Origin of the sequence: Zymomonas mobilis subsp. mobilis ATCC 10988, assembly GCF_000175255.2 — a bacterium.
Classification (GTDB): Bacteria; Pseudomonadota; Alphaproteobacteria; order Sphingomonadales; family Sphingomonadaceae; genus Zymomonas; species Zymomonas mobilis.
Genome location: NC_017262.1, coordinates 1,848,746 through 1,870,733, shown reverse-complemented (window position 1 = coordinate 1,870,733; position 21,988 = coordinate 1,848,746). Strand labels below are relative to the sequence as shown.

Genomic DNA, 21,988 nt, shown 5'->3' with positions numbered 1-21,988 from the left:
AATTTTGCACAACCAGAAAAATAGGTTAGACGCGGGCAACTCTTGAAAAACATCTTTATTTTATTAGCCGGATGAATGGCATGAAAATTAAAACGCCCCAGCCGATTCGTGGCACACAGGATATTTTTGGTGAAGATTCACTTCGCTTTAACCATGTCGTCAACAAATTTGATGAGATAAGAAAGCTATACGGTTTTAAACGGGCAGAAATTCCGGTTTTCGAATCAACTGCCGTCTTTGCGCGTTCTTTGGGTGAAACAACGGATGTTGTTTCCAAAGAAATGTACAGCTTTCCTGATCGTTCTGGTGAGCAATTGACGCTTCGGCCCGAATTTACTGCCGGATTGACCCGTGCTTATCTCACAAGTGGGTGGCAGCAATATTCACCCTGCAAAATTGCAACCCATGGCCCCGTCTTCCGTTATGAACGTCCCCAAAAAGGACGTTATCGCCAGTTCCATCAGATAGATGCCGAAGTCATCGGGGCTGCAGAACCAGAAGCGGATGTTGAATTACTTTCTCTTGCCGATCAATTGCTGGAATCGCTTGGGATTAAGCAACACGTGACCCTTCACTTGAATACTTTAGGGGATAGTGCCAGCCGTGAGGCTTGGCGTGCTGCCTTGATCGAGTATTTTCAAGGGCATTTTGACAGTCTGTCGCAGGAAAGTCAGGAACGTTTAACGCGCAATCCTTTGCGGATTTTGGATTCTAAAGACCCCAATGATAAAATTATTGCCGAAAAAGCGCCGATCATTGATGACTATCTGACAGAAGAAGCCGCTTCTTTTTTCAAGGCGGTAACAACCGGACTCGATGCTGCTGGTGTGGCATGGACGCGCGATCCTAGATTGGTGCGCGGTCTGGATTATTATCGTCATACGGCTTTTGAATTTATTACTGACCAGTTGGGTGCGCAAGGCACGGTCCTGGCTGGTGGGCGTTACGATGGTCTTTCTGAAGCTTTAGGCGGGAATCTGACACCAGCTATTGGATGGGCAGCCGGTATTGAACGTCTAGCCATGTTAATCGATGAACCTAAAGAGGATACCATGAATGTGGCGGTTATTCCTCTAGGTGAAGAGGCCAAGAATCCAGCGATTTCTATTCTTTCTAAGTTAAGACATGCCGGTATTTCTGCCGATATGTCATGGCGTGGAAATATGAAACGGCGGATGCAAAAGGCCAATGGTTGGGGTGTCCGTTATGCCGTCATTTTGGGCGAAGAAGAATTAGCCCGAAACGAAGCAACCGTTAGAAGTATGGTGACAGGTGAGCAGCAGGCTATTGCGCTTGATCAGATTGTTGACCGGATTTTATCAGAATTGAGGAATAAATGATCGCAATTTCACCTGATCGTTTGGCGGCTATTATTGCCAGACGGGAAGAATTACAGGCCGAGATGGCACGGCCTGATCTGGATTCTAACCGTTTGGTTGCATTATCCCGCGAATATTCCGAAGTCGAACCGGTTGCTTTGGCAGCTGAAAATGTCGGGCGTTTACGGGAAGAAGGCGAAACGCTGGAAGCCATGACCAAGGATGACGATCCTGAATTACAGGCCATGGCTGTCGAAGAATTAGAAGCTAACAAAACAGCTTTGGCTGAAGCCGAACGGGCTTTGGCTCTTAGCTTATTACCTCGTGATGCGGCTGATGAACGCTCGGCTATTCTAGAAATTCGTGCCGGAACCGGCGGTGATGAAGCGGCTTTGTTTGGCGGTGATCTTCTTCGGATGTACAGCCGCTATGCCGAGGAGCATGGGTGGCGCGTTGAAATGATTTCTGCCAGTGCCGCTGAATTGGGTGGTTATAAAGAAGTCGTTATCAGTATCACTGGCGCAGGTGTGTTCGCCCGTTTGAAATTTGAGAGTGGGGTGCATCGCGTACAGCGTGTACCGGTTACCGAAAGCGGTGGCCGTATCCATACATCGGCGGCGACTGTAGCAGTTCTGCCTGAAGCCGAAGAAGTCGACGTTGATATTGATGAACGTGACCTGCGTATTGATATTTTCCGTTCTTCGGGACCAGGTGGACAATCTGTGAATACAACGGATTCTGCTGTTCGTATCACCCATATTCCTAGTGGTATTGTTGTTAGCCAGCAGGATGAAAAATCCCAACACAAGAATAAAGCCAAGGCAATGAAAGTGTTGCGAGCAAGGCTTTATGAAAGAGAACGGGAAAGGTTGCATTCCGAACGGGCGGGCCAGCGTAAATCTATGGTAGGATCCGGTGACCGTTCTGAACGTATCCGCACCTATAATTTTCCACAAGGGCGAGTAACCGATCATCGTATCAATCTGACCTTGCATCGTTTACCGGAAATCTTGGCCGGTCCTGGTTTAGACGAAGTAATCTCGGCTTTGATTGCAGAAGATGAAGCCGAAAGACTGGCAAGTCTGGATGATTAAATCTTCCGAGAGTCTGGTAAGACCGCTCTCTATTACCGAAGCTTTGCGTGAAGCCGCCCGTGATCTGGCAACTGTCAGCATGACGGCGCGGCTTGATGCCGAATTATTGATGGCGCATAGCTTGGGCATAGAGCGGGATGCCCTGCTATTAGGATCATGGGGCGAAAAAGAAGCGCCCCTTTCCTTTTTTGAAGCCATAAAGCGCCGTAAACAAAATGAGCCGGTAGCCTATATTTTAGGATATCGGGATTTTTGGACTTTGCGTCTGACTGTAACGCCTGATGTTTTAATTCCCCGTCCTGACAGTGAAACCCTTATCGAAACGGCCATTGCCTATTTTCGTGAACAGGCTTTTTTACCAGAAAATATTCTGGATCTTGGCACTGGTTCTGGTGCCTTGTTGTTAGCAGCTTTAGATGAGTGGAAAGACGCGAAAGGGCTTGGCGTTGATGCCTCAACTGAGGCTATAAAAATTGCCCGCCTCAATGCTGATAAATGCGGTGCTCTACCTCGCGTGGAGTTCAAGATCAGTCATTGGGGAAGAGGGATTCAACAAAAATTCGATCTTTTATTATGTAATCCACCCTATATTGCCAGAGATGCCATGATGCCTGCTGATGTCTTGCATTATGAACCACATCTGGCCTTATTTTCGGGAGATGAAGGGTTAGATGATTATCGTGAGATTATACCGGAAATCCCTTCTCTTTTAACCGAGCGTGGTATTGCTTGTCTCGAAATCGGATTCGATCAGGCCGAAAATGTTAGCATGATTGCTAAAGAGACCGGATTGAGGAGTCGAATTTTTTACGATCTTGAACAAAGGCCACGCTGTGTTTTGCTATCTAGGTGATAATTTTTCAGTTTTTTTCGAAAAATTTATAGATATCTCAATATAATGCTTGGATTTATCCCTGAGACTGCTTAAGAAAGAAAGAGGCAAACAAAAGTAAGCTGGCATTAACGCCCGACTTTTTAAGCCAATTCCCAATGGTAGCTTCATGGCGTTCCCGATGTTCCTTTTCGGGGCAGATATCAAAACGTCGTAACGGCTCCAGAAGTTATGACATTGACTTTGGGCAATGTCTTCAAGGGGGAATAACGTAGCCCGCCATTTTCGGCATAGCGGATGAAATAGTTTTACTCCCCGTTATCCGGTCGCAATGGCGGATGGTGACTTAACCACCAGTAGTGACGAAGGCAGCGAACAGTTGATCAATAATCGTCAGAACGGCCGACGCCGTGGGCGTAGCGGGGGCTTGCCCCGGTCTAATTCCAATAACGGAATAGATCGCAATAATCGTATCGATAACCGTGCACGCGGAAATGCAAGTCAGCTTCATGAGAAATACAAGGCTCTGGCTCGTGATATGCAGTTGCAAGGTGATCGGGTAATGACCGAATATTACCTTCAATTCGCAGATCATTATTTCCGCATTTTGAATGATAATCGGCTTCGTTATGAAGAAGCGCGGATGCGTGATCGTAATTTATCGCAAGAAGGCGATAATAACGAACAGATCATAGACAACCGTTCATCCATGGATAGCAGACAAAATGCTGATAATTCACGTCAGCCTATGGATAACCGGTTTGATAATCGTCGTCCCTCTTCTTCTTACAATACGGAAAACCGTGTCGTTAGACGGCCTCGTCGGGTTGTAGGTGAAAGCCGTTTGGCCGGCGATGATCGTAATGGCGCTGATAACGGGTATAACACCAATTTCGGAAATAATGACTATAACAGCCCAGTTCGGTCGCGACGAATTGTAGAGAATAATGATCGCACCGATATCCGTGCAGATTTTATGGATAGAGAAGATAACCGGATGACTGAAACGGCGATGCCGATTCAAGCTCAACCCTCTATTCCAATGGACGTTTCATCAGAAGAAGCCGTAACACCGCCAGTTCGTCGTCGTGGCCGGCGACCGAAAGCTGTCGTTGAAGCGGAAGCACGGAAAGCAGCAGAGGCGCAGCGCTATACTGAAGGCGACCTGCAAGAAAACAATGCAGAGGCTATTCCGGCAATCGATTCCGATACAGTAGCAGAAGCTCCTGTTCGCCGTCGTGGCCGGCGACCAAAAGCTGTTATTGAAGCAGAAGCACGATTAGAAGCAGATCGTTTGCCCCCTGCTATCAATCCAGTAGAAAATGCTGATCAGGAAGAAGAAAAGCCACGCCGTCGTGGACGGCGCCCGAAAGCAGAAGTTGAAAGCGCCGCAGCTGAAGCCTAAGAGCATTTAAGAATAAATAAAAAAGGGGGAGATTTTATCCCCCTTTTTTGCATTTGGCATTACCCCTTTTGACTTTGTCGTTTCCACATCGTGGCATAGAGACCATTTTGAGCCAATAAGGTTTGATGGTTGCCACATTCTGCAATTCTGCCATGATTAAGGACTATAATCTGATCAGCGTGAACAATCGTAGATAAGCGATGGGCAATAATAATCGTTGTCCTGTTTTGAGCTATCTGATTGAGAGTAGCCTGAATATCAGCTTCACTATGACTATCAAGCGCGCTGGTTGCTTCATCGAATAATAAAATAGGTGGATTTTTTAGCAGCATCCGAGCGATAGCAATGCGTTGTTTTTCTCCACCCGATAGTTTCAATCCGCGCTCTCCAACAGTCGTTTGATAACCTTGCGGCAGGGAGTTAATAAAATCAGAGATAGCAGCTCCCCGTGCTGCCTGTCTAATCTCTTCAAAGGAAGCATTGGGACGGCCATAACGAATATTATATTCGATAGTGTCATTAAAGAGGACTATATCCTGTGGCACCATACCTAGAATTTGCCGTAAAGAATGCTGTGTAACCTCTCGTATATCTTGATGATCAATCAATATTCGCCCACCGGTTACATCATAAAAACGGTATAATAGGCGTACTAAAGTTGATTTTCCGGCACCGGAAGAACCAACAATAGCCAAGCTTTGACCAGCGGGGAGGATAAAATCGATATCCTTTAAGATCGAGCGATCTGCATGATATTGGAATTGCACATGCTCAAAACGTAGCTCGCCTGTCTTAATCTGTAAGGCTGGAGCATGGGCTTTGTCTTCTAATGTCGCCTTTGTATCTATCAATCGGAAGACCGCAGCCATATCGGTTAAACCTTGTCTGACCTGACGGTAAACGGTTCCTAAAAAGTCTAATGGTCGAAAAAGTTGCAACAAAAGGCTATTAATAAGAACGACATCCCCAACCGAAAAACGATTATGGCTCCATCCCCAGACAGTAAAAATCATACTTCCTGCCATCAGAATATTGGTAATTAGAGATTGGCCAATATTAAGAAAGGCCAGAGAGCTTTCAACTTTGACCGTAGCATCAGAAAGATGCGTAGCTATTTTGGAATAGCGTTTAGTCTCTAAACTCTCGGCATTAAAATACTTAACAGTTTCATAGTTAAGCAGTGAATCAAGCGCATATTGCCCCGCCTGTTGGTCATATTCTGCCCATTCCCGACGTAGAGCAACCCGTTTTTCTGTTATGATACGGGTAAAGAGAATATAAATAGCGATCATAGCTAAAGTAGCCATCACCATACCCCAACCCCAGCCAGAAAGAACAAAAATAATGCAGGTCGCTATCAATTCAAAAATTGTAGGACCTATATTGAAGATCAAATAATAGAGCATTGAATCAATGCTTTTTGTGCCGCGCTCAATAATGCGCGTCAAAGATCCTGTCCGTCGTTCAAGATGAAAAGACAGAGGCAAATCATGCAAATGTTTGAATAATTCTACGGATAATTCTTTTGCTGCATTTTGCCCTACAGCCTCAAAGATAGCGTTTCGTAAATTATCAAAAAGAACGCTTCCGAATCGACTGGCGGCATAAGCTACTGCCAAGGCCATTGCGATGCCTGTCCCCGTTTTTTCAGGAGCCGTCATGTGGTCTATGACCCCTTTATATGCAAAGGGCATCAATAGAATAATAGCCTTTGAAAAGAGAACCATGACCAAAGCAAGCAACAGTCTTGTTTTGAGATCTCGCCGATTTTTAGGCCAGAGGTAACGTAAAAAACGCCTCAGATTGGTTAGTGAATCATGAGGGTATTCCTTACCTTTAACAGCCATCAATTTTCCTCAAAAAGACAAAAAAGAGGCGGATATGATGCCATATCCGCCTTGAATAAAACAAATTTTTCTAATTTCAGGCCCTTAAACGAGCCCCCTTTTTGGCAGCCGCTGCGACGATTTTATCGCTAATGGCCTGCAATTCAGCATCAGTGAAGCTTTTTTCTGCAGGTTGCAGCATGACTTCAATGCCCAATGACTTTTCATTCTCGTCTATCGTTTCGCCTGTAAAGACGTCAAAAATACGAGCCTCGACAATCGCATTTTTGTCGGCACCGGCGATGCTGCGCACTAAATCAGCTGCAGGAACGTCTTTTGGTAGCAAGAAGGCAAAATCACGGAAAACAGGCTGTAGCATACTGGGTGCGTAAGGCTGCCGCAGCTGCCCCGAATTTTTGCGAAGCGGCAAGGCATCCAAGAATATTTCTGCCCCGATGACAGGCCCTTCCATATTGAATTCAGCCAGAATAGCTGGATGAATTTCACCAAAAACAGCTAAAGTGTTTTTGGGTCCAAGACACAATCGGCCTGAACGCCCCGGATGATAAACATCACCGGCATCACCCAGCAACTGCAATTTTTCAACGGGCATGCCGACTGAATCCAGCATAGCAGAAACAGCGGTTTTGGCATCATAAGCGTCGAAATTCTGGCTTTTTCCGTATTGCCAATCGCGGCTCATCCGCTCACCAGCAAAAATCAGCCCCAAAGTTGGACGTTCAGCTTCTTGCAAATAACGACGTCCAACTTCGAATAAGCGAATAGTAGACTGTCCCCGATCCCGATTACGTTTGGCAGCGGTAAGCAACCCCGGCAATAAGGAAGGTCGCATCACCTTCATATCTTCACTAATCGGGTTAGCAAGTTTCCAGAAAGCACCACCAAAAATATTGGCATCTTTTTCGGAGATGAAGCTCCATGTAACGGCTTCATTCATACCAAAAGCAGCCGCTGCGCGACGCACCCGCCGTTCTGTCAACTGACCATGGGTTGCAATCGGGCGAGCCACACCATCACCACGATCAAGAGCAGTTGAAGGCACATTATCGAGCCCTTCAATTCTCACAATATCAGCGACGATATCGGCAACAACGCTGACATCGCGACGGAAGCTCGGCACACGAACACGCCAGCCTGCATCAATCGCAAAACCCAATTGTTCAAGGATTTCCCGTTGGCGAGCTGGTGCAACATCCATTGCGGCAAGCGACGTCACATAAGAAGGATCATAAGAAATGACCGGAACAGCAGAAGGCGCTTCGCCTAACGTGACCGCCTGTGTGGCTTTACCACCGCAAAAATCGAGGACCATGCGGGCAGAGATCTGTAAGCCTTCATTCAAAAAGGCTGGATCAACGCCTCGTTCAAAACGAATCCGAGCATCTGAAGCCAGTCCTAATTTTTGACCAGCCTGTGAGACAGCTGCCGGATCAAAATAGGCACATTCAATAATGACATCTGTGGTTGAGCCAGAAACGCTAGCTTTTTCAGCGCCCATGATACCAGCGATGTTTTTGACACCCTGATCGTCAGCGATCACCGTGATCGAAGGATCAAGATCATAGCTTTTGCCATTCAGAGCTTCTATTTTTTCGTTATTCTGGGCTTTCCGAGCTGTCAATTTACCTTTGATAGCTCCTGCATCATAGACATGAAGCGGACGCCCCAAATCAAACATGATATAATTGGTGATATCGACCAAAGCCGAAGTCGGTCTGAAACCGATAGCCCGTAATCTTCTTGCCATCCATTCCGGCGAAGGGCCGTTTTGGATCCCGTGAATAAGCTGACCAAAAAAGGCAGGACAACCCTCTTTATCTTCGATAGTGATTTCAGCGGGAGCTGCATCCGTGACAGGAACCCTTGGAATAGCCAAAGGCTTTAATCGACCGATACCCGCTGTTGCCAAATCACGTGCTAAGCCACGAACACCCATACAATCTTGACGATCGGGGGTGATAGCAACATCGAAAACGGGATCATCTAATCCTGCCCATTCGACATAAGATTGGCCGACGGGAGCCTCATGCGGCAAATCAAGAATACCCTCATGTTCATCGCCAAGGCCGAGTTCGCGGATGGAACACATCATCCCGCGGCTTTCAACGCCACGGATAGAAGCAATCTTCAGGGTAACATCAATACCCGGGACATAGACACCAGGGGCAGCAAAAACGCCAACCAGACCAGCGCGCGCGTTAGCTGCGCCGCAAACAACCTGTAGTGGTTCGGATTCACCGACATCGACCGCCAAAATCTGAAGGCGATCTGCCTGTGGATGGCGTTCAGCAGTGAGGATGCGTGCAATCCGAAATGCTTCCAAACCGTCAGCCGGATTATGAACCGATTCTACTTCGTGACCGATACGAGTCAGCGTATCAGCAATTTCCTGAACAGAGGCTTCTGTTTCCAGATGCTCTTTTAACCATGAAAGCGTGAACTTCATGCGCCGACTCCTCCTGAAAGTGTGGGCACGTCAAGCGCGGCAAAGCCAAAGTGACGCAACCAGCGCAAATCGCCGTCAAAGAAAGCCCGTAAATCATCCATGCCATATTTCAGCATAGCCAAACGGTCGATACCGCAACCAAAAGCAAAACCTTGCCAGACATTGGGATCAAGGCCGCAAGCGGTAATCACATTGGGATGAACCATACCGGATCCTAAAATTTCCATCCAGCCATCCGGTTGTTTTCCGCCGATAATACGACGCCCTTTTTCAAGGGTATAACCAACATCAACTTCCATAGAAGGTTCAGTGAAGGGGAAATAACTGGGACGTAAACGGAGAACGATATCATCACGTTCAAAATAGGCGCGAACAAAAGTTTCAAGCGTCCATTTCAAATGTCCAAGATGCACTCCCTTATCGATGACTAGCCCTTCGACTTGATGAAACATCGGCGTATGAGTTGCATCTGAATCCGAACGATAGGTGCGTCCCGGTGCAATGATGCGTATAGGGGGTTCCTGTCCCTGCATCGTTCGGATCTGAACCGGAGAGGTATGCGTCCGAAGCAACATCCGGCCTTTATCGCCTTTATCCGAAGCCCCTTCCTGAGGTTCGAAATAGAAGGTGTCGTGCATAGCACGAGCCGGATGACTTTCAGGGATATTCAAAGCGCTAAAATTATGCCACTCATCTTCGATTTCGGGCCCGCTTGCCACCGCAAAACCAAGGTCAGCAAAAATTTCAGCCAGCTCATCCATAACCTGACTAACCGGATGCAGTGATCCCTTCGGCATTTTGGGAGAAGGCAAGGAAAGATCTATGGTTTCGCTTGCGAGCTTTTCATTCAGTAAAGCTGTTTCCAAAGCCTGTTTACGATCGGCAATCCCTTGCGCCACTGCTTGTCGTAGGCTGTGGATGACAGGCCCTTTTTCTTGCCGCTCTTCCGGAGTCATCTTTCCGAGCGATTTTAAAAGCGCCGTAACAACCCCTTGCTTACCGAGGGCATGGACGCGCACAGATTCCAAGCCGGCCAAATCCCCTGATTGAGAGATCTGGCCGATCAGATCGGCTTTCAGATTATCTAGATCGGTCATGCTTTCCATCATTTTTGTGACCATCGCCTGTTTAACGCGCTGTTCATGGGAAGGAGATATTTAATATCACCCTATTATAGCGTAAAAAATCCAAAAGATTTTTGCCATATTCAGCCGATATCAGACAGTAAATCATTAAATTTTTCCAGAACGCATCTTCATACGGTTTAGCCGAATGAAGATGCGCACTGGACTGTATAACAAAAGAAGGCATAGAAACGCCCTGAAGAGTGCTCCTATGCCTTTCTCAATCACCTTAAAGAAAGCGATTATTTAAAAGCTTAATCATCAAGCTGCAACGCGTGCGCCTTCCGGTAAAGCTGATTTGACCTGAGCAATGATAGCGCCGAAAGCAGCCGATTCATTCATAGCCAGATCGGCCAGAACTTTGCGATCAAGATCAAGACCGGCTAATTTCAGACCATACATGAAAACACCATAGGTCAAGCCTTCTGCGCGGACAGCAGCGTTGATACGCTGAATCCAAAGTGCGCGGAAAGAACGCTTTTTAACCTTACGGTCGCGATAAGCATACTGACCGGCTTTTTCGACTGCCTGACGGGCAATACGAATGGTGTTTTTCCGGCGACCGTAGTAACCTTTGGCCTGATCCAGAATCCGATTATGTTTTGCCCGCGTGGTGGTACCGCGTTTTACACGTGCCATCTATCAGCCTCCCTTAGTTTAAACCGTATGGTGCCCACGCCTTGATGGTGCGGTTTTCAGTTGATGAAACTACATCGGTACGGCGGTGCTGACGGATGTATTTGGCGTTATGGCTGATAAGGCGATGGCGCTTACCGGCGACACCATGTTTTACTTTGCCATTGGCGGTGAATTTAAACCGCTTTTTGACCCCACTTTTGGTCTTTAACTTGGGCATTTTCGTCTCCTTGATTTTGACGATCGACCACCGCCACGGCAGCCCATAAAAAGCCGGGCAGTGTAGAGCAGATCGTGGAAGAAAGGCGGTTTATAAAGAGGGTATCCCTATTTGACAAGCCGCTCTTTCTTAAACTTACAAAGGCTTATAATTCCATGGCAGACAATGCTGGTTCGATCAAGTGATGATCGCCTGCGGCAATGACTTCGCCAACGCTGTTTTTATTGAGTGGACGGTTCTGCCAATCACGCATGATACCCCCTGCCCCTTCGACAATAGGCACAAGGGCAGCAAAATCGTAAAATTTTAGTCCTTGTTCGACCACAAGATCGCAGTGACCAAGAGAAAGAAGACCATAATTGTAACAGTCCCCACCCAATAAGGTATCCCGACACTTTAAGCGGATTTTATCAAAATGGACTTCGCCTTCTTTTTCAAACAGCCAAGGCGAGGTTGTCGCTAACAGTGCATGATCAAGGGCTGGACAAGACCGCGTATGAATAACTTCCCCATTAAAGCGGGTAGGTAAATCTTTAACTCCGACCCAACGTTCTTGATGGATAGGCTGGTTAATAATTCCAAGAACAGGTCGACCATCTTCAACCAAAGCAATCAATGTTCCGAAGCTAGCCCGTCCACCAATAAAGGCTCGTGTTCCATCTATTGGATCCAAGACCCAAAGGCGGCGAGCATCAGGACGGGAGACACCCATTTCTTCGCCAAAAATGCCGTCTTCTGGCCGTTCTTTTTCAAGAATAGCCCGCATAGCCTGTTCGGCACCACGATCGGCTTTTGTCACCGGTGAATGATCAGCTTTGAGGTCAATCGTTAACGGTGCACGAAAGAAAGGCCGGATAATATCCGCAGCAACATCAGCTAGCCGATGAGCAAGACGAATATCATCTTCATAAGCGCTTCGGGACATGATTATCTCCGAAATAGAAAAAGCCTGCTTACGCAGGCTTTATTTTTAGTCAAACAATGAAGAAACCGAAGTTTCATCAGCGATACGCCGAATAGCCTCGGCCAATAAAGGCGCTAAGGATAATTGGCGAATTTTGGCGCATTGTTCAACTTCTGGGCGCATTCCGATAGAATCGGTTACAACCAGTTCCTGAAGTGACGATTTTTCAACTCTGGCAACAGCGGCACCCGAAAGAACACCGTGGGTCACATAAGCAATAACGCCTTCAGCCCCTGCATTCAAAAGAGCTTCAGCCGCATTGCACAAGGTCCCAGCAGAATCGACGATATCATCGATCAGAATACAGAAGCGACCAGAGACGTCACCAATAATATTCATCACTTCTGATTCGCCCGGACGTTCACGCCGTTTATCGACAATGGCCAAAGGCGCATTATCAAGACGCTTTGCCAGAGCTCTTGCACGAACAACACCGCCAACATCAGGTGAAACAACCGTCAGTTTTTTATCGGGGAAGCGCGCAAGGATGTCTGCTGACATCACGGGAGCAGCATAGAGATTGTCAGTCGGGATATCAAAAAATCCCTGTATCTGACCTGCATGGAGGTCAACCGACAGGACACGGCTTGCACCGGCGACTGTTATCAGGTTGGCAACCAGCTTTGCCGAAATCGGCGTACGAGGTCCTGGTTTACGGTCTTGTCTGGCATAGCCGAAATACGGAATAACAGCCGTAATACGACGAGCAGAAGCCCGTTTCAGAGCGTCAATGCAAATTAACAGCTCCATCAGGTTATCATTTGTCGGCCAGCAAGTTGACTGGATAACAAAGACATCCTGTCCGCGGACATTTTCGCGGATTTCAACAAAAATTTCTTCATCTGCAAAGCGACGCACGGACGCTTTGGTCAGATCAATTTCAAGATAGTCGGCAATAGCCTGACTAATCGGCAAATTAGAATTACCGGCAAGCAGCTTCATGGATCCCTCACGCGAGTAACCGGAAAGATGCGTGTCCCTTAGACATTTTATGCTGAAATGAAAACCTTCTGCTGAAAATAAGAACCAAAAATTATCATTTTAACGATATCAGCTTCCCAAATATCACGACAACGCGCCTTTAATCCCTATAAAATTCTAAAAAAATGCAAGCCCTTATTCTGCAATAATCCTACAGGAGAATAGCTACGCGTTATCTTTTTTAGCTTCTTGCTCACGAGAATAGGCTATTTCTGCTTCGTAAGCAGAGGCATAGGGTTCCTGTTTTTCAACGCTCCAATAATGAAGGGAATCAAGGTCAATCGATTTCCCAGAAATCGCGCAAATTACGTGGCTTCCTCGTGAGAGAAGGCGAAAATGGCCATCAAGATATTCAACTTTAGCCGGTTGGTCTTTTTTAAAACCAGGTATTAACATCAATTTTTGTCCAGTTAAATCGGTCAGTTAGCATGCTATAACGCAAAAATAACCTATCCTGCCATGAGAAAATATTTCAGCAGCCTATTACGCCTAAATGCAGGATTCAATTCGTGAACCTTAATAGGATTACAATTTTAACGGGTGCTTATTGAATTCGTCTCATTTTTATTGCTGATTGCTTATCAATATTCGCCACAAAAGAACCCAAAGCAGCTTTCCTTAATCGAACAACTGAGCCAACATGGGGTTCATTGGGAACAGTTTGGTCATCTATTTGCCGCCAGCGAGCCCCATTTGAAAAACCGATAATCCAATGGCCTTCGCTATCTTGGCTAACAAAGCTGGCTTTATCTGTGATTTCGTGAATAACATCATCTGCTGCCTGATCTTTTTTTATCGAATGAGAATATGCATTATCTTTTTTAGGCAAAGCTAAAACAGGCGGTGCAAAACCAAAGCTCTGCTTTTGTCGAGCAACAATCGCTTCTCTATCAACCACTAGAATATCATGATGCGTGTTCGCATCATCTAATGCTTTTATATTTTCATCGAAACAATGCAGCCTTGAAATATCGTCATTAAGGGAACGACAAGCCAATAATTTGTCGAACAAAACGCTATCTTTAAAGTTATTTTGATTCTTCGCAGCCTTTGCAGAGAATAAAGTAATCGCCATGCTGAGGCACAAAAACATTCCCATTTTTTTAGACAAAAAACTTTTCATATGATTTTGTAGCTCCAGCCAGTAGCCTGATGGCTAAATAGATAAATACTTTCATCGTATAAAATAAATTATTTTATATGCCATTTGACAAAAATTAAACTTTTTATTTAATAAAATTATATCATATTTTTAATATTTAAATTTATTAAAAAATATTTTAATTTTTTAAATTTATTATTTAATTTTAAATTAAAAACTATTCGTTTACTAAAATGAAAAATAATATCTTTATATTAACAGCAAAAATTAAATTTACGTATTAAAACTTACATCAAGCTACCATGTTGCAATTTTGTTACATTTTTTGGGTAATGAATGGTAAACATAAATTTCTTTATTTCGACGATTGCAGAAACATAAAAAATATTATTATCTGTGTTGAGTAGGAAAAATGCGGCTTTGTTCGGGGCAGCTCAAAGCAGACCGCAAAGAGATGCACGATAGACATCTGTCTAAAAGAAGATGTTGGTTTTGGGGACGGTGCATATCTCAAAAAGGGGGAATAATGATCAGAAGACATCTGAAAAATGCCTTCATGACCACGGGTATGGTCGCGGGCGTTATTGCATGGTCAACGCCTGTTTTTGCGCAGGAAACTTTACAGGATACGCCTCAACAATCAGGTGCATCATCTGTCGGCAGTAATTCAGCCAGCAATCCTGTAGCTGATAATGCAAGCATTCCAACAATGGCGCCAGCGCCGGCTGCTTCTGAATTAGCGCAGCCAAGCGGCACAATCACTGTTACGGGTTCACGCCTTCCACCAGGTATCACCTCGACCAGCCCAATTACCTCTGTCAATGCGAAAGAAATAACCAAGCAGGGTTATACGCGTATTGAAGATATGCTGAACAGAATGCCACAATTTTATGGCACCCAAAGTAGCGCTGTAGCCAATGGCTCGAGCGGAATTTCTACAGCAAATTTGCGTGGGCTGGGATCAAACCGAACATTGGTTTTGATTAATGGTCGTCGTTTGATGCCGGGCGATCCTAGCTCTCAAGCAGCCGATTTGAACTCTATTCCGTCCTCTCTTATTAAACGAGTTGATGTCTTAACTGGTGGTGCTTCTGCTGTTTACGGTTCTGATGCTGTCGCCGGTGTTGTCAATTTCATCATGGATACAGATTATGAAGGCTTCCATGCGGATGCCCAATATAATGTATTAAATGGCGACAACGATAGCCGAACCATGCGAAATATTCTACGGAATAGCCCGATAGCAGGCACAAAAACGCCTACTAATACACCATTCGATGGTTGGGGATTTAATGCTAATCTGAAATTTGGCGCTGGCACCAAAGATGGCCGTGGCCATGTAGTAGCTTATCTCGGCTATCGCCGCCAAGCTGCTGTCACGGGTGCGGATCGAGATTATAGTTCTTGCGCTTTGTCTGGTAATGGCACAAGCGGGGCTATTTGTACTGGCTCTCCAACTTCTGCAGAAGGAAACATATTATTGAATGATGGTAATTATCATTTAAATAATGGTCAACTTGTTTCCGGGATGTCGCAATATAATTACGCACCGACTAATAATCTACAGCGTCCTGACCAGCGTTATACTGCGGGTTTTTTCGCTCATTATGATGTCACAGATGGTTTCAAGCCTTATGCAGAATTCCAGTTTATGGATGATCGCAGTTCGGCTCAGATAGCGCCTTCTGGGACTTTTGGATTTGGCACTGTTAACTGTGACAATCCTTTCTTAACGGCGCAAGAATCCTCAATTATGTGTTCTGCCGCTAATATAGATAATACTACACATACCGATAGTCAGGGTAATACCTACAACAATTCTTCAGCACAAATATTAAAAAGGAATGTTGAAGGCGGGCCTCGTATCAATACGATGCGACATACCTCTTATCGAGGTGTTATCGGCTCGAAAGGCGAAATTGTTAAAGGTTTAACCTATGATGTTTATGGTCAATATGGCTCAACAGTTTATCAAAATCGATATAGTCGAGATTTTTCTGTCAGTAGGTTGAATAACGCTCTCAACGTCGTAAATTACAATGGAACTGCTACTTGCCGATCTGTCATTGATGGGACAGATCCAAGCTGTGTTCCTTATGACATTTTTAGCGGTAACAAGCCAAGCCAGAATGCCCTCGACTATCTCCAAACCCCAGGTGTCGCGACAGGTTCGACACAAGAAACTGTTGTTAGTGGCTCTTTAACTTTCGATGGTTCTCAGTATGGCGTTCAATTACCGACCGCAAGCCAGGGTTTAAGTGTCAATGTCGGTGCAGAATATCGTCGTGAAAAAATGAATTATGATGTTGATTCTGCATATGCAACTGGTGATTTGGCTGGCCAAGGTGGTGCAAACCCATCTTCTCATGGTAAATATGATGTAAAAGAACTTTTCATTGAAGCTGCTTTGCCAATCATGGATCATCGGCGTGGTGTCAATGAGTTAACTCTAACGGGTGGTTTCCGCTATTCAGATTATAGCTCGACTGGCTCAGTTCAGTCATACAAAGGGCAGATGGTTTATTCACCTGTGAAAGGCGTTGCCTTACGTGGTGGTTATAATAGGGCTGTTCGCGCTCCAAATATTCAAGAATTATATGGTCCAACATCGATCGGGAACGATGGTTCTACAGACCCTTGCGCTGGGACTTCTCCAACTATGTCAGCTTCACAATGTGAGTTGATGGGAGTCACCAAAAATCAATACGGCAACATTTTGGCAAACCCAGCTAGCCAATATTATGGCAATCAGGGAGGAAATCCTAACCTAAAGCCAGAAACAGCGAATACTTTTACAGGTGGCGTGGCATTAACGCCCTTCCGTCGCTTTAGTTTTACGGCTGATTTTTTTGATATCAAAATCAAAAATATTGTCTCACAGTTAGGTGCAGATAATATATTGCAGCTTTGCGGCACCCAAGGTCGCTATTGTGACCGTATCCACCGTGACAAGTATGGATCATTGTGGCGCAATCAGTCTGGCTATGTAGACGATGTTCTGATGAACATTGGTTCTTTAGCCACGCGTGGTGTCGATTTTGGGGTCAATTATAGCTATCCTTTGGGCAACAAATATGGCTCGTTGACCGCTTCGCTTAATGGTACTTGGTTGCTAAATTACAAGACCAACCCTGGTGGTGGTGCAACTACTTATGACTGCGCAGGTCTTTATGGTGCAGTTTGTGGTATGCCTATGCCGAAATGGCGCCATCAAATGCGTGTCAGCTGGGATCTTCCTGCTGGTTTTGGTTTTTCGGCTATGTGGCGCTTTGTTGGTGGGACAAAAAGCGACGCAGGGTCAACTGCGAACCCGTATTCTTCAGCAAAGTCTAGCTTTGATAAAAAAATTGGTAATGTCAGCTATCTTGATTTGACAGCCTATTATAAAGTTACAGATAAAGTTACTCTAAATGCTGGTGTCAACAACGTTGTAGGTACGAGACCGCCACTGATTACTTCTCAAAATGGAGGTGCTGGCGGTATTTATAACGGTAATACTTATGTTACCACGTATGATATCTATGGTCGGTATATCTTTGCTGGCCTGAGCTATGACTTCTAAGTTATAATTCAAAAATTAAACAAAAAAGGCAGATAGTAATATCTGCCTTTTTTGTTATCTTTAAAGTTTTTTAGAAAATGTTATTGAGATTAAGTTTTATATTTTAATTATTAGCTATATGACTTCAAAAATAGTTAATTGATTTAAATTGTAAAATAAGTCCAATAATTGAATTTATTAAATTATATTAATTTATAATTAAAAATATATTGGCAATTTTATTATATTTTAATTTTTATAAAAATTGAATTTAAATATTTTTTTGCTGATATTTAATTTTGGGGGCTATTTTTTAGATCAAAAAAATATAAGCAGCCATTCTTATATTTGAATCATGCTCTTTCAAAATTCGATTCCAGAAATTGTTGATTGCCGGACATCGACATTCACATCAGGCTGATACCGATAATGACAAGAGCTGCCTAAAATAAAAGTGATGGCGGAGTTCACGTTACCATGGAAAAAAAAGGCATCACCATAGCCCTTATAGCCTATCTGGCTTTTACGATCAGCGATGCAGGATCGAAACTGCTGGATGGGAAAATAAACGCTTTTGAAATTGCTTTCCTTGGGGGCGTTATTGCGGCTCCGGCAATTCCTTTGATGCGAAAACCGCATGAGAGCTATCTCAATATCTTTGGCTTTTACGACTTTAAGATCTGGCTTATAAGAGCTGTATGCGTTGCGCTTTGCACCTTCTTTAGTGTGGTTGCTTTTACGCGTTTACCGATGACTGAAGCCATGGCGCTTTTGTTTCTGTTGCCGTTTTTCGTTAATCTTATTGCTCTTATTTTTCTGCATGAAAAAATATCTTTTGCAAAATGGGTAGCTTTGATTATCGGCTTTATCGGCACGGTAATTATTTTGAGGCCAGGCATTCGCCCTTTGGGCGTAGGGCATTTGGCAGCCTTAGCCGGTGCTTTCTGCACGGGTGCATCATGGGCGGTTTTCAGAGCCACTAATAAGAAAAAAGGCGGATTGGTAACGAAACCGTCTCGTTTGTCACTTTATAGCGCGAGTGTTGTGGGACCTATTGTTATTGATGGGGCAATGACATGGAATAGCTGGGTTACGCCAACTGCACTGCAATGGTTCTATCTGTTAATCTATGGCTTATTTGCGGCTTGGGGGCAGATCATGATGATGATTGCAGCTGAATATGCTGAAGCTAATACCATCGCTTTGCCTCAATACAGCCAAATGGTTTGGACTGTGATTTTCAGCTATCTTGTTTTTCATCAGCCCGTTGATTTTATCTCTTTTGTCGGAATTGCCGTTATCTTTTTATCTGGATATCTCACCTGGCGCAGTGGAAGAAAGTTAGTCACAGCCCCGTTGCCACCGATCGCTAATCAAATTGAGAAGACACTAGAAGCAGAAGAATAATTTTTAAGAATAGTCGCCAGACCTTAAACTAAGGGTCTGGCGATAATTTTTGATTTTAAACGGTCGTTTTATGACCTCGTTTTTTGCTTCTCAGCGATAGCCTTCTCTGCTTTTTCATCAGCGAGACGCTGTTTCTTTGCTTCGTGGAAAACTTTGTGATTGGGAGGCATGCGAGGAGGCAATCCTGTCCATCCCCCACCTAGAGCCTGAATAAGCGAAACCGCCGCTGTCTGACGGGCAAGTTGTGTTTGCATCAGACTGCGTTTGGCTGATAGAGCCGATGTTTCAACAGTAACCACATCAGTATAGGCGACTAATCCGACCTGATAGCGCTTTAATGTCGCCTGCTCGCTCCGATCGGCATTCTTGAATGCATCATTGAGGTGTGTTTCTTGATTGCCGTATATCTGCGTTGCAGCGATTTCATCTGCTACATTTTGATAGGCCTGCAAAACGACTTGCCGATAATTGGCAACCGCTTGGGAATAGGCCGCACGAGCCTGATGCAATTGCGATAAATGTGATCCCCAGTCGAGAACAGTGAAGGCCATCGAGGCGCCGACAGACCAAATACTGGAAGATTGTGCCAAAAGCCGTGTAATGTCGCCAGCCGTATCACCCGCATAAGGTGACATGCTGAAGCTAGGATAAAAAGCAGCTTTCCTGACTCCGATAGTAGCAGAAGCCGCTTCTATCTTGCGTTCTGCGGAAGCAATATCTGGTCGTCTCTGCAACAAAGTAGAAGGCAGATCTAAAGGCACGTCAGGAACAACAGGGCTCCAGTCATTCCTTGGCTCGATATGAAAATCACCAGCCGGAATACCGACATAGACAGAAATGGCATCTTCATAGGTGCGGCGGTTCTGTCTTAGGCTTTCGATTTGGGAACGCGTATTCGATAGCTGTGTTTCTGCTTGGAATACATCGCTTTCAGGCGCGATGCCTGCATTGAAACGATTTCGGGCTACTTCTAAGGCATGTGTATAAGCGGCAATGGTTTGTTCCATGACTGCAATTTCGGCATCAGCTTCTCGTAATTGCAGATAGCTGCTGGCAACACCGGCATGAAGGGCAAGCCTTGCAGTTTCGATGTCGGCCATATTGGCTTCGGCAGTTGCCCGTGAATTCTCGATCTGACGCCGCACACCACCAAAGAAATCCGGTGTCCAGCTCATAGAAAGACCGGCGCGGTAGTTATCACTGATATTGCTGCGGCTGACGGTTGAAGAACCACCGCCCGCAGTGTTGACGACTTCGCTACCACCGCCGGTTACAGTGTGCTGGTTTGAAGCACTAAGACTGATGCTTGGCCACATGGATGAACGGTTCTGCCCCATAACAGCTAAGGCGTTACGCCATGTCGCTTCGGCTTGGGCGACGCTTTGGCTGGCGACATCAGAACGTTCGATCAGTTTGTTTAATTCGGGGTCGTTAAATAATTCCCACCAGCGATCTTTAATTTGGCGATCCATAGGCTGGGCTTCTTGCCAGCTGATTTTTTGGCCGCTGGGTGTGATCTGATCGGGGGGAAGTGGCGGATTATTTTCAGTGGCAGATTTCTTTTGATCGGATTTTGGATCAGCCGATTTTTTCGGGTCGGAAGCGGCCTTACTAGAAGATAATGTCGCACCGGTGGCGCCCCTATTTCCGGCGATATTTGTTACCTTGTTGTTATCGGCACCGCTATATTGATGCGGTGTTGGAGCCGAAGGGCGAACATAGTCGGGCCCGACTTCGCAGCCTGCCAAAACCAGAGCAAGAGGCGGTAAAAGAAAAAGCGCTTTAACTGATTTTCTAATTTCGGAGGACGAAAGGAAAAAGGCTTTAGTGCTTTTTCTTACTTTGAATGATGAAGAAGAAATAACTTTAGTAGTTTTTCCAACTTCAGGCACAGAAAGAGAATAAGCAGTAGCAGATTTTTCAGCTTCAAGTGGTGAAGAAAGCGTAGCTTTGGCAGCTTTCCCAGCCACGGGCGAGGAAAATGAAGAAGCGGTAGTGGCTTTTTCAGCTTCGAGCCGTGAAGAAGGAATAGCTTTGGTTGATGTTCCAACTTCAGACGATAAGGAGGAAAAAACTGTCATGGCTTTTCCTGCTTCAAGCGGTGAAGAAGCCGTCGCCTTGGTGGCTGCCCCAACTTCAGGCACAGAAAGAGAATGAGCAGTAGCGATTTTTTCAGCTTCAAGTGGTGAAGAAAGCGTAGCTTTGGCATCTTTCCCAGCCACGGACGATGAAAATGAAGCAGCGATAGTGGCTTTTTCAGCTTCGAGCCGTGAAGAAGGAATAGCTTTGGTTGATGTTCCAACTTCGGGCGATAAGGAGGAAAAAACTGTCATGACTTTTCCAGCTTCAAGCGGTGAAGAAGCCGTCGCCTTGGTGGCTGCCCCAACTTCAGGCGCAGAAAGAGAATAAACAGTAGCGGATTTTTCAACTTCGAGTGGTGAAGAAAGCGTAGCTTTGGTAGCCTTCCCAGCCATGGGCGAGGAAGAAGAAAGACCTTCGGTGGCTGCGACATCCGATGGCGAAAGAGAAAGGGTTTTGGCCGTTTTTTCTATAGCCGTGGCTGTCTTTCTCATTTTAGACAGACAAAGAGATGAGGTCTTCACGGTATTCCCAACTTTGGAGGAGAGAAGACAGGAAGACTTCTCGATATTTCCAACTGTGGACGAAGGAAGAGAAGAAGATTTCGTGATATTTTCAACTTCCGATAAGGAAAAAGAGGAAGCCTTGGCTGTATTTTCAGCGTTGGATGGTAAAAGAGAAAAGGCCTTCATACTATTTCCAATTTGGGGCTGACCGGAGATTTCGAGCTGACACGGAGTGGAGATTTCAGTCTGGGAATAAGCGGCCGTAATGGGCGAAGCCTTTATAAGATAATGTGACCGGCAAGAACGGGTCAGCTTAGTATCGGATTTTAAAGAAAGAAAAACCCTCATAGCGTCTCTGATTTTAGAGTGGCGGGATATTTGGGGGTGAAGCTCTGCCAAAAATTCGGCCTCTTCATGATTATCGGATTGGATGGAATGAACCGTTTTCAGACCTGATCCAAAAAGAGAAGAGAAAGCCTTCATCA

Annotated in this window: 16 protein-coding genes; 6 read left to right on the top strand and 10 right to left on the bottom strand. The window is 45.3% G+C overall.

Annotated elements, in window-relative coordinates; translation table 11 throughout:
* Positions 1-80: 80 nt before the first annotated feature.
* From hisS to ZMOB_RS08385, 4 genes are all read left to right on the top strand, one after another.
* Complete coding sequence (hisS, locus tag ZMOB_RS08400; protein ID WP_014501165.1) at positions 81-1,340, top strand: histidine--tRNA ligase; 1,260 nt, start codon at positions 81-83, stop codon at positions 1,338-1,340.
* Positions 1,337-2,413 carry a peptide chain release factor 1 gene (prfA, locus tag ZMOB_RS08395; protein ID WP_011241281.1) on the top strand — a complete coding sequence of 359 codons (1,077 nt, stop codon included), beginning with the start codon at positions 1,337-1,339 and terminating at the stop codon, positions 2,411-2,413. Before hisS ends, prfA begins: the two co-directional genes overlap by 4 nt.
* Positions 2,406-3,266, top strand: a complete 861-nt coding sequence (gene prmC / locus ZMOB_RS08390; protein ID WP_014501164.1) for a peptide chain release factor N(5)-glutamine methyltransferase — start codon at positions 2,406-2,408, stop codon at positions 3,264-3,266. The genes prfA and prmC overlap by 8 nt, the downstream gene beginning before the upstream one ends.
* Before the next feature lie 310 nt (positions 3,267-3,576).
* Positions 3,577-4,650 carry a DUF4167 domain-containing protein gene (locus ZMOB_RS08385; RefSeq protein ID WP_011241283.1) on the top strand — a complete coding sequence of 358 codons (1,074 nt, stop codon included), beginning with the start codon at positions 3,577-3,579 and terminating at the stop codon, positions 4,648-4,650.
* A gap of 59 nt (positions 4,651-4,709) precedes the next feature.
* On the opposite strand, the gene ZMOB_RS08380 is transcribed toward ZMOB_RS08385, so the two are convergent.
* The 9 genes from ZMOB_RS08380 to ZMOB_RS08345 all read right to left on the bottom strand — a co-directional run bounded on the left by ZMOB_RS08380 (position 4,710) and on the right by ZMOB_RS08345 (position 13,991).
* Positions 4,710-6,497, bottom strand: coding sequence for an ABCB family ABC transporter ATP-binding protein/permease (locus tag ZMOB_RS08380; protein WP_014501163.1), 1,788 nt, complete (start codon positions 6,495-6,497; stop codon positions 4,710-4,712).
* Between the two features lie 76 nt (positions 6,498-6,573).
* Positions 6,574-8,943, bottom strand: a complete 2,370-nt coding sequence (pheT, locus tag ZMOB_RS08375) for a phenylalanine--tRNA ligase subunit beta (RefSeq protein WP_014501162.1) — start codon at positions 8,941-8,943, stop codon at positions 6,574-6,576.
* On the bottom strand, positions 8,940-10,040 hold the full coding sequence (gene pheS, locus ZMOB_RS08370; RefSeq protein WP_038259188.1) for a phenylalanine--tRNA ligase subunit alpha: 1,101 nt from the start codon (positions 10,038-10,040) through the stop codon (positions 8,940-8,942). Before pheS ends, pheT begins: the two co-directional genes overlap by 4 nt.
* Before the next feature lie 288 nt (positions 10,041-10,328).
* Positions 10,329-10,706: a 50S ribosomal protein L20 gene (rplT, locus tag ZMOB_RS08365; protein ID WP_011241288.1), complete on the bottom strand. Its 378-nt coding sequence runs from the start codon at positions 10,704-10,706 to the stop codon at positions 10,329-10,331.
* A 13-nt stretch (positions 10,707-10,719) separates the two neighbouring features.
* On the bottom strand, positions 10,720-10,923 hold the full coding sequence (rpmI, locus tag ZMOB_RS09965; RefSeq protein WP_011241289.1) for a 50S ribosomal protein L35: 204 nt from the start codon (positions 10,921-10,923) through the stop codon (positions 10,720-10,722).
* A 145-nt stretch (positions 10,924-11,068) separates the two neighbouring features.
* Positions 11,069-11,848 carry an inositol monophosphatase family protein gene (locus ZMOB_RS08360; RefSeq protein ID WP_014501161.1) on the bottom strand — a complete coding sequence of 260 codons (780 nt, stop codon included), beginning with the start codon at positions 11,846-11,848 and terminating at the stop codon, positions 11,069-11,071.
* A 45-nt stretch (positions 11,849-11,893) separates the two neighbouring features.
* A complete protein-coding gene (locus ZMOB_RS08355; RefSeq protein ID WP_011241291.1) occupies positions 11,894-12,829 on the bottom strand; it encodes a ribose-phosphate pyrophosphokinase in 936 nt (311 codons plus the stop codon).
* A gap of 204 nt (positions 12,830-13,033) precedes the next feature.
* Positions 13,034-13,264: a DUF2093 domain-containing protein gene (locus tag ZMOB_RS08350; RefSeq protein WP_014501160.1), complete on the bottom strand. Its 231-nt coding sequence runs from the start codon at positions 13,262-13,264 to the stop codon at positions 13,034-13,036.
* Positions 13,265-13,412: 148 nt separating this feature from the next.
* Entirely contained in the window at positions 13,413-13,991 is a 579-nt protein-coding gene (locus tag ZMOB_RS08345; RefSeq protein ID WP_014501159.1) for a hypothetical protein, read from the bottom strand.
* Between the two features lie 505 nt (positions 13,992-14,496).
* Here ZMOB_RS08345 and ZMOB_RS08340 point away from each other — a divergent pair.
* Positions 14,497-17,532 (top strand): TonB-dependent receptor domain-containing protein, encoded by a 3,036-nt coding sequence (locus ZMOB_RS08340; RefSeq protein ID WP_014501158.1) that lies wholly within the window; start codon positions 14,497-14,499, stop codon positions 17,530-17,532.
* Between the two features lie 456 nt (positions 17,533-17,988).
* On the top strand, positions 17,989-18,918 hold the full coding sequence (locus ZMOB_RS08335) for a DMT family transporter (protein ID WP_011241295.1): 930 nt from the start codon (positions 17,989-17,991) through the stop codon (positions 18,916-18,918).
* Between the two features lie 68 nt (positions 18,919-18,986).
* Here ZMOB_RS08335 and ZMOB_RS08330 read toward each other — a convergent pair whose 3' ends face one another.
* The gene (locus ZMOB_RS08330) at positions 18,987-21,986 is read right to left on the bottom strand and encodes an efflux transporter outer membrane subunit (protein WP_014501157.1); all 3,000 of its coding nucleotides are present in this window, start codon (positions 21,984-21,986) and stop codon (positions 18,987-18,989) included.
* Positions 21,987-21,988: the final 2 nt, after the last annotated feature.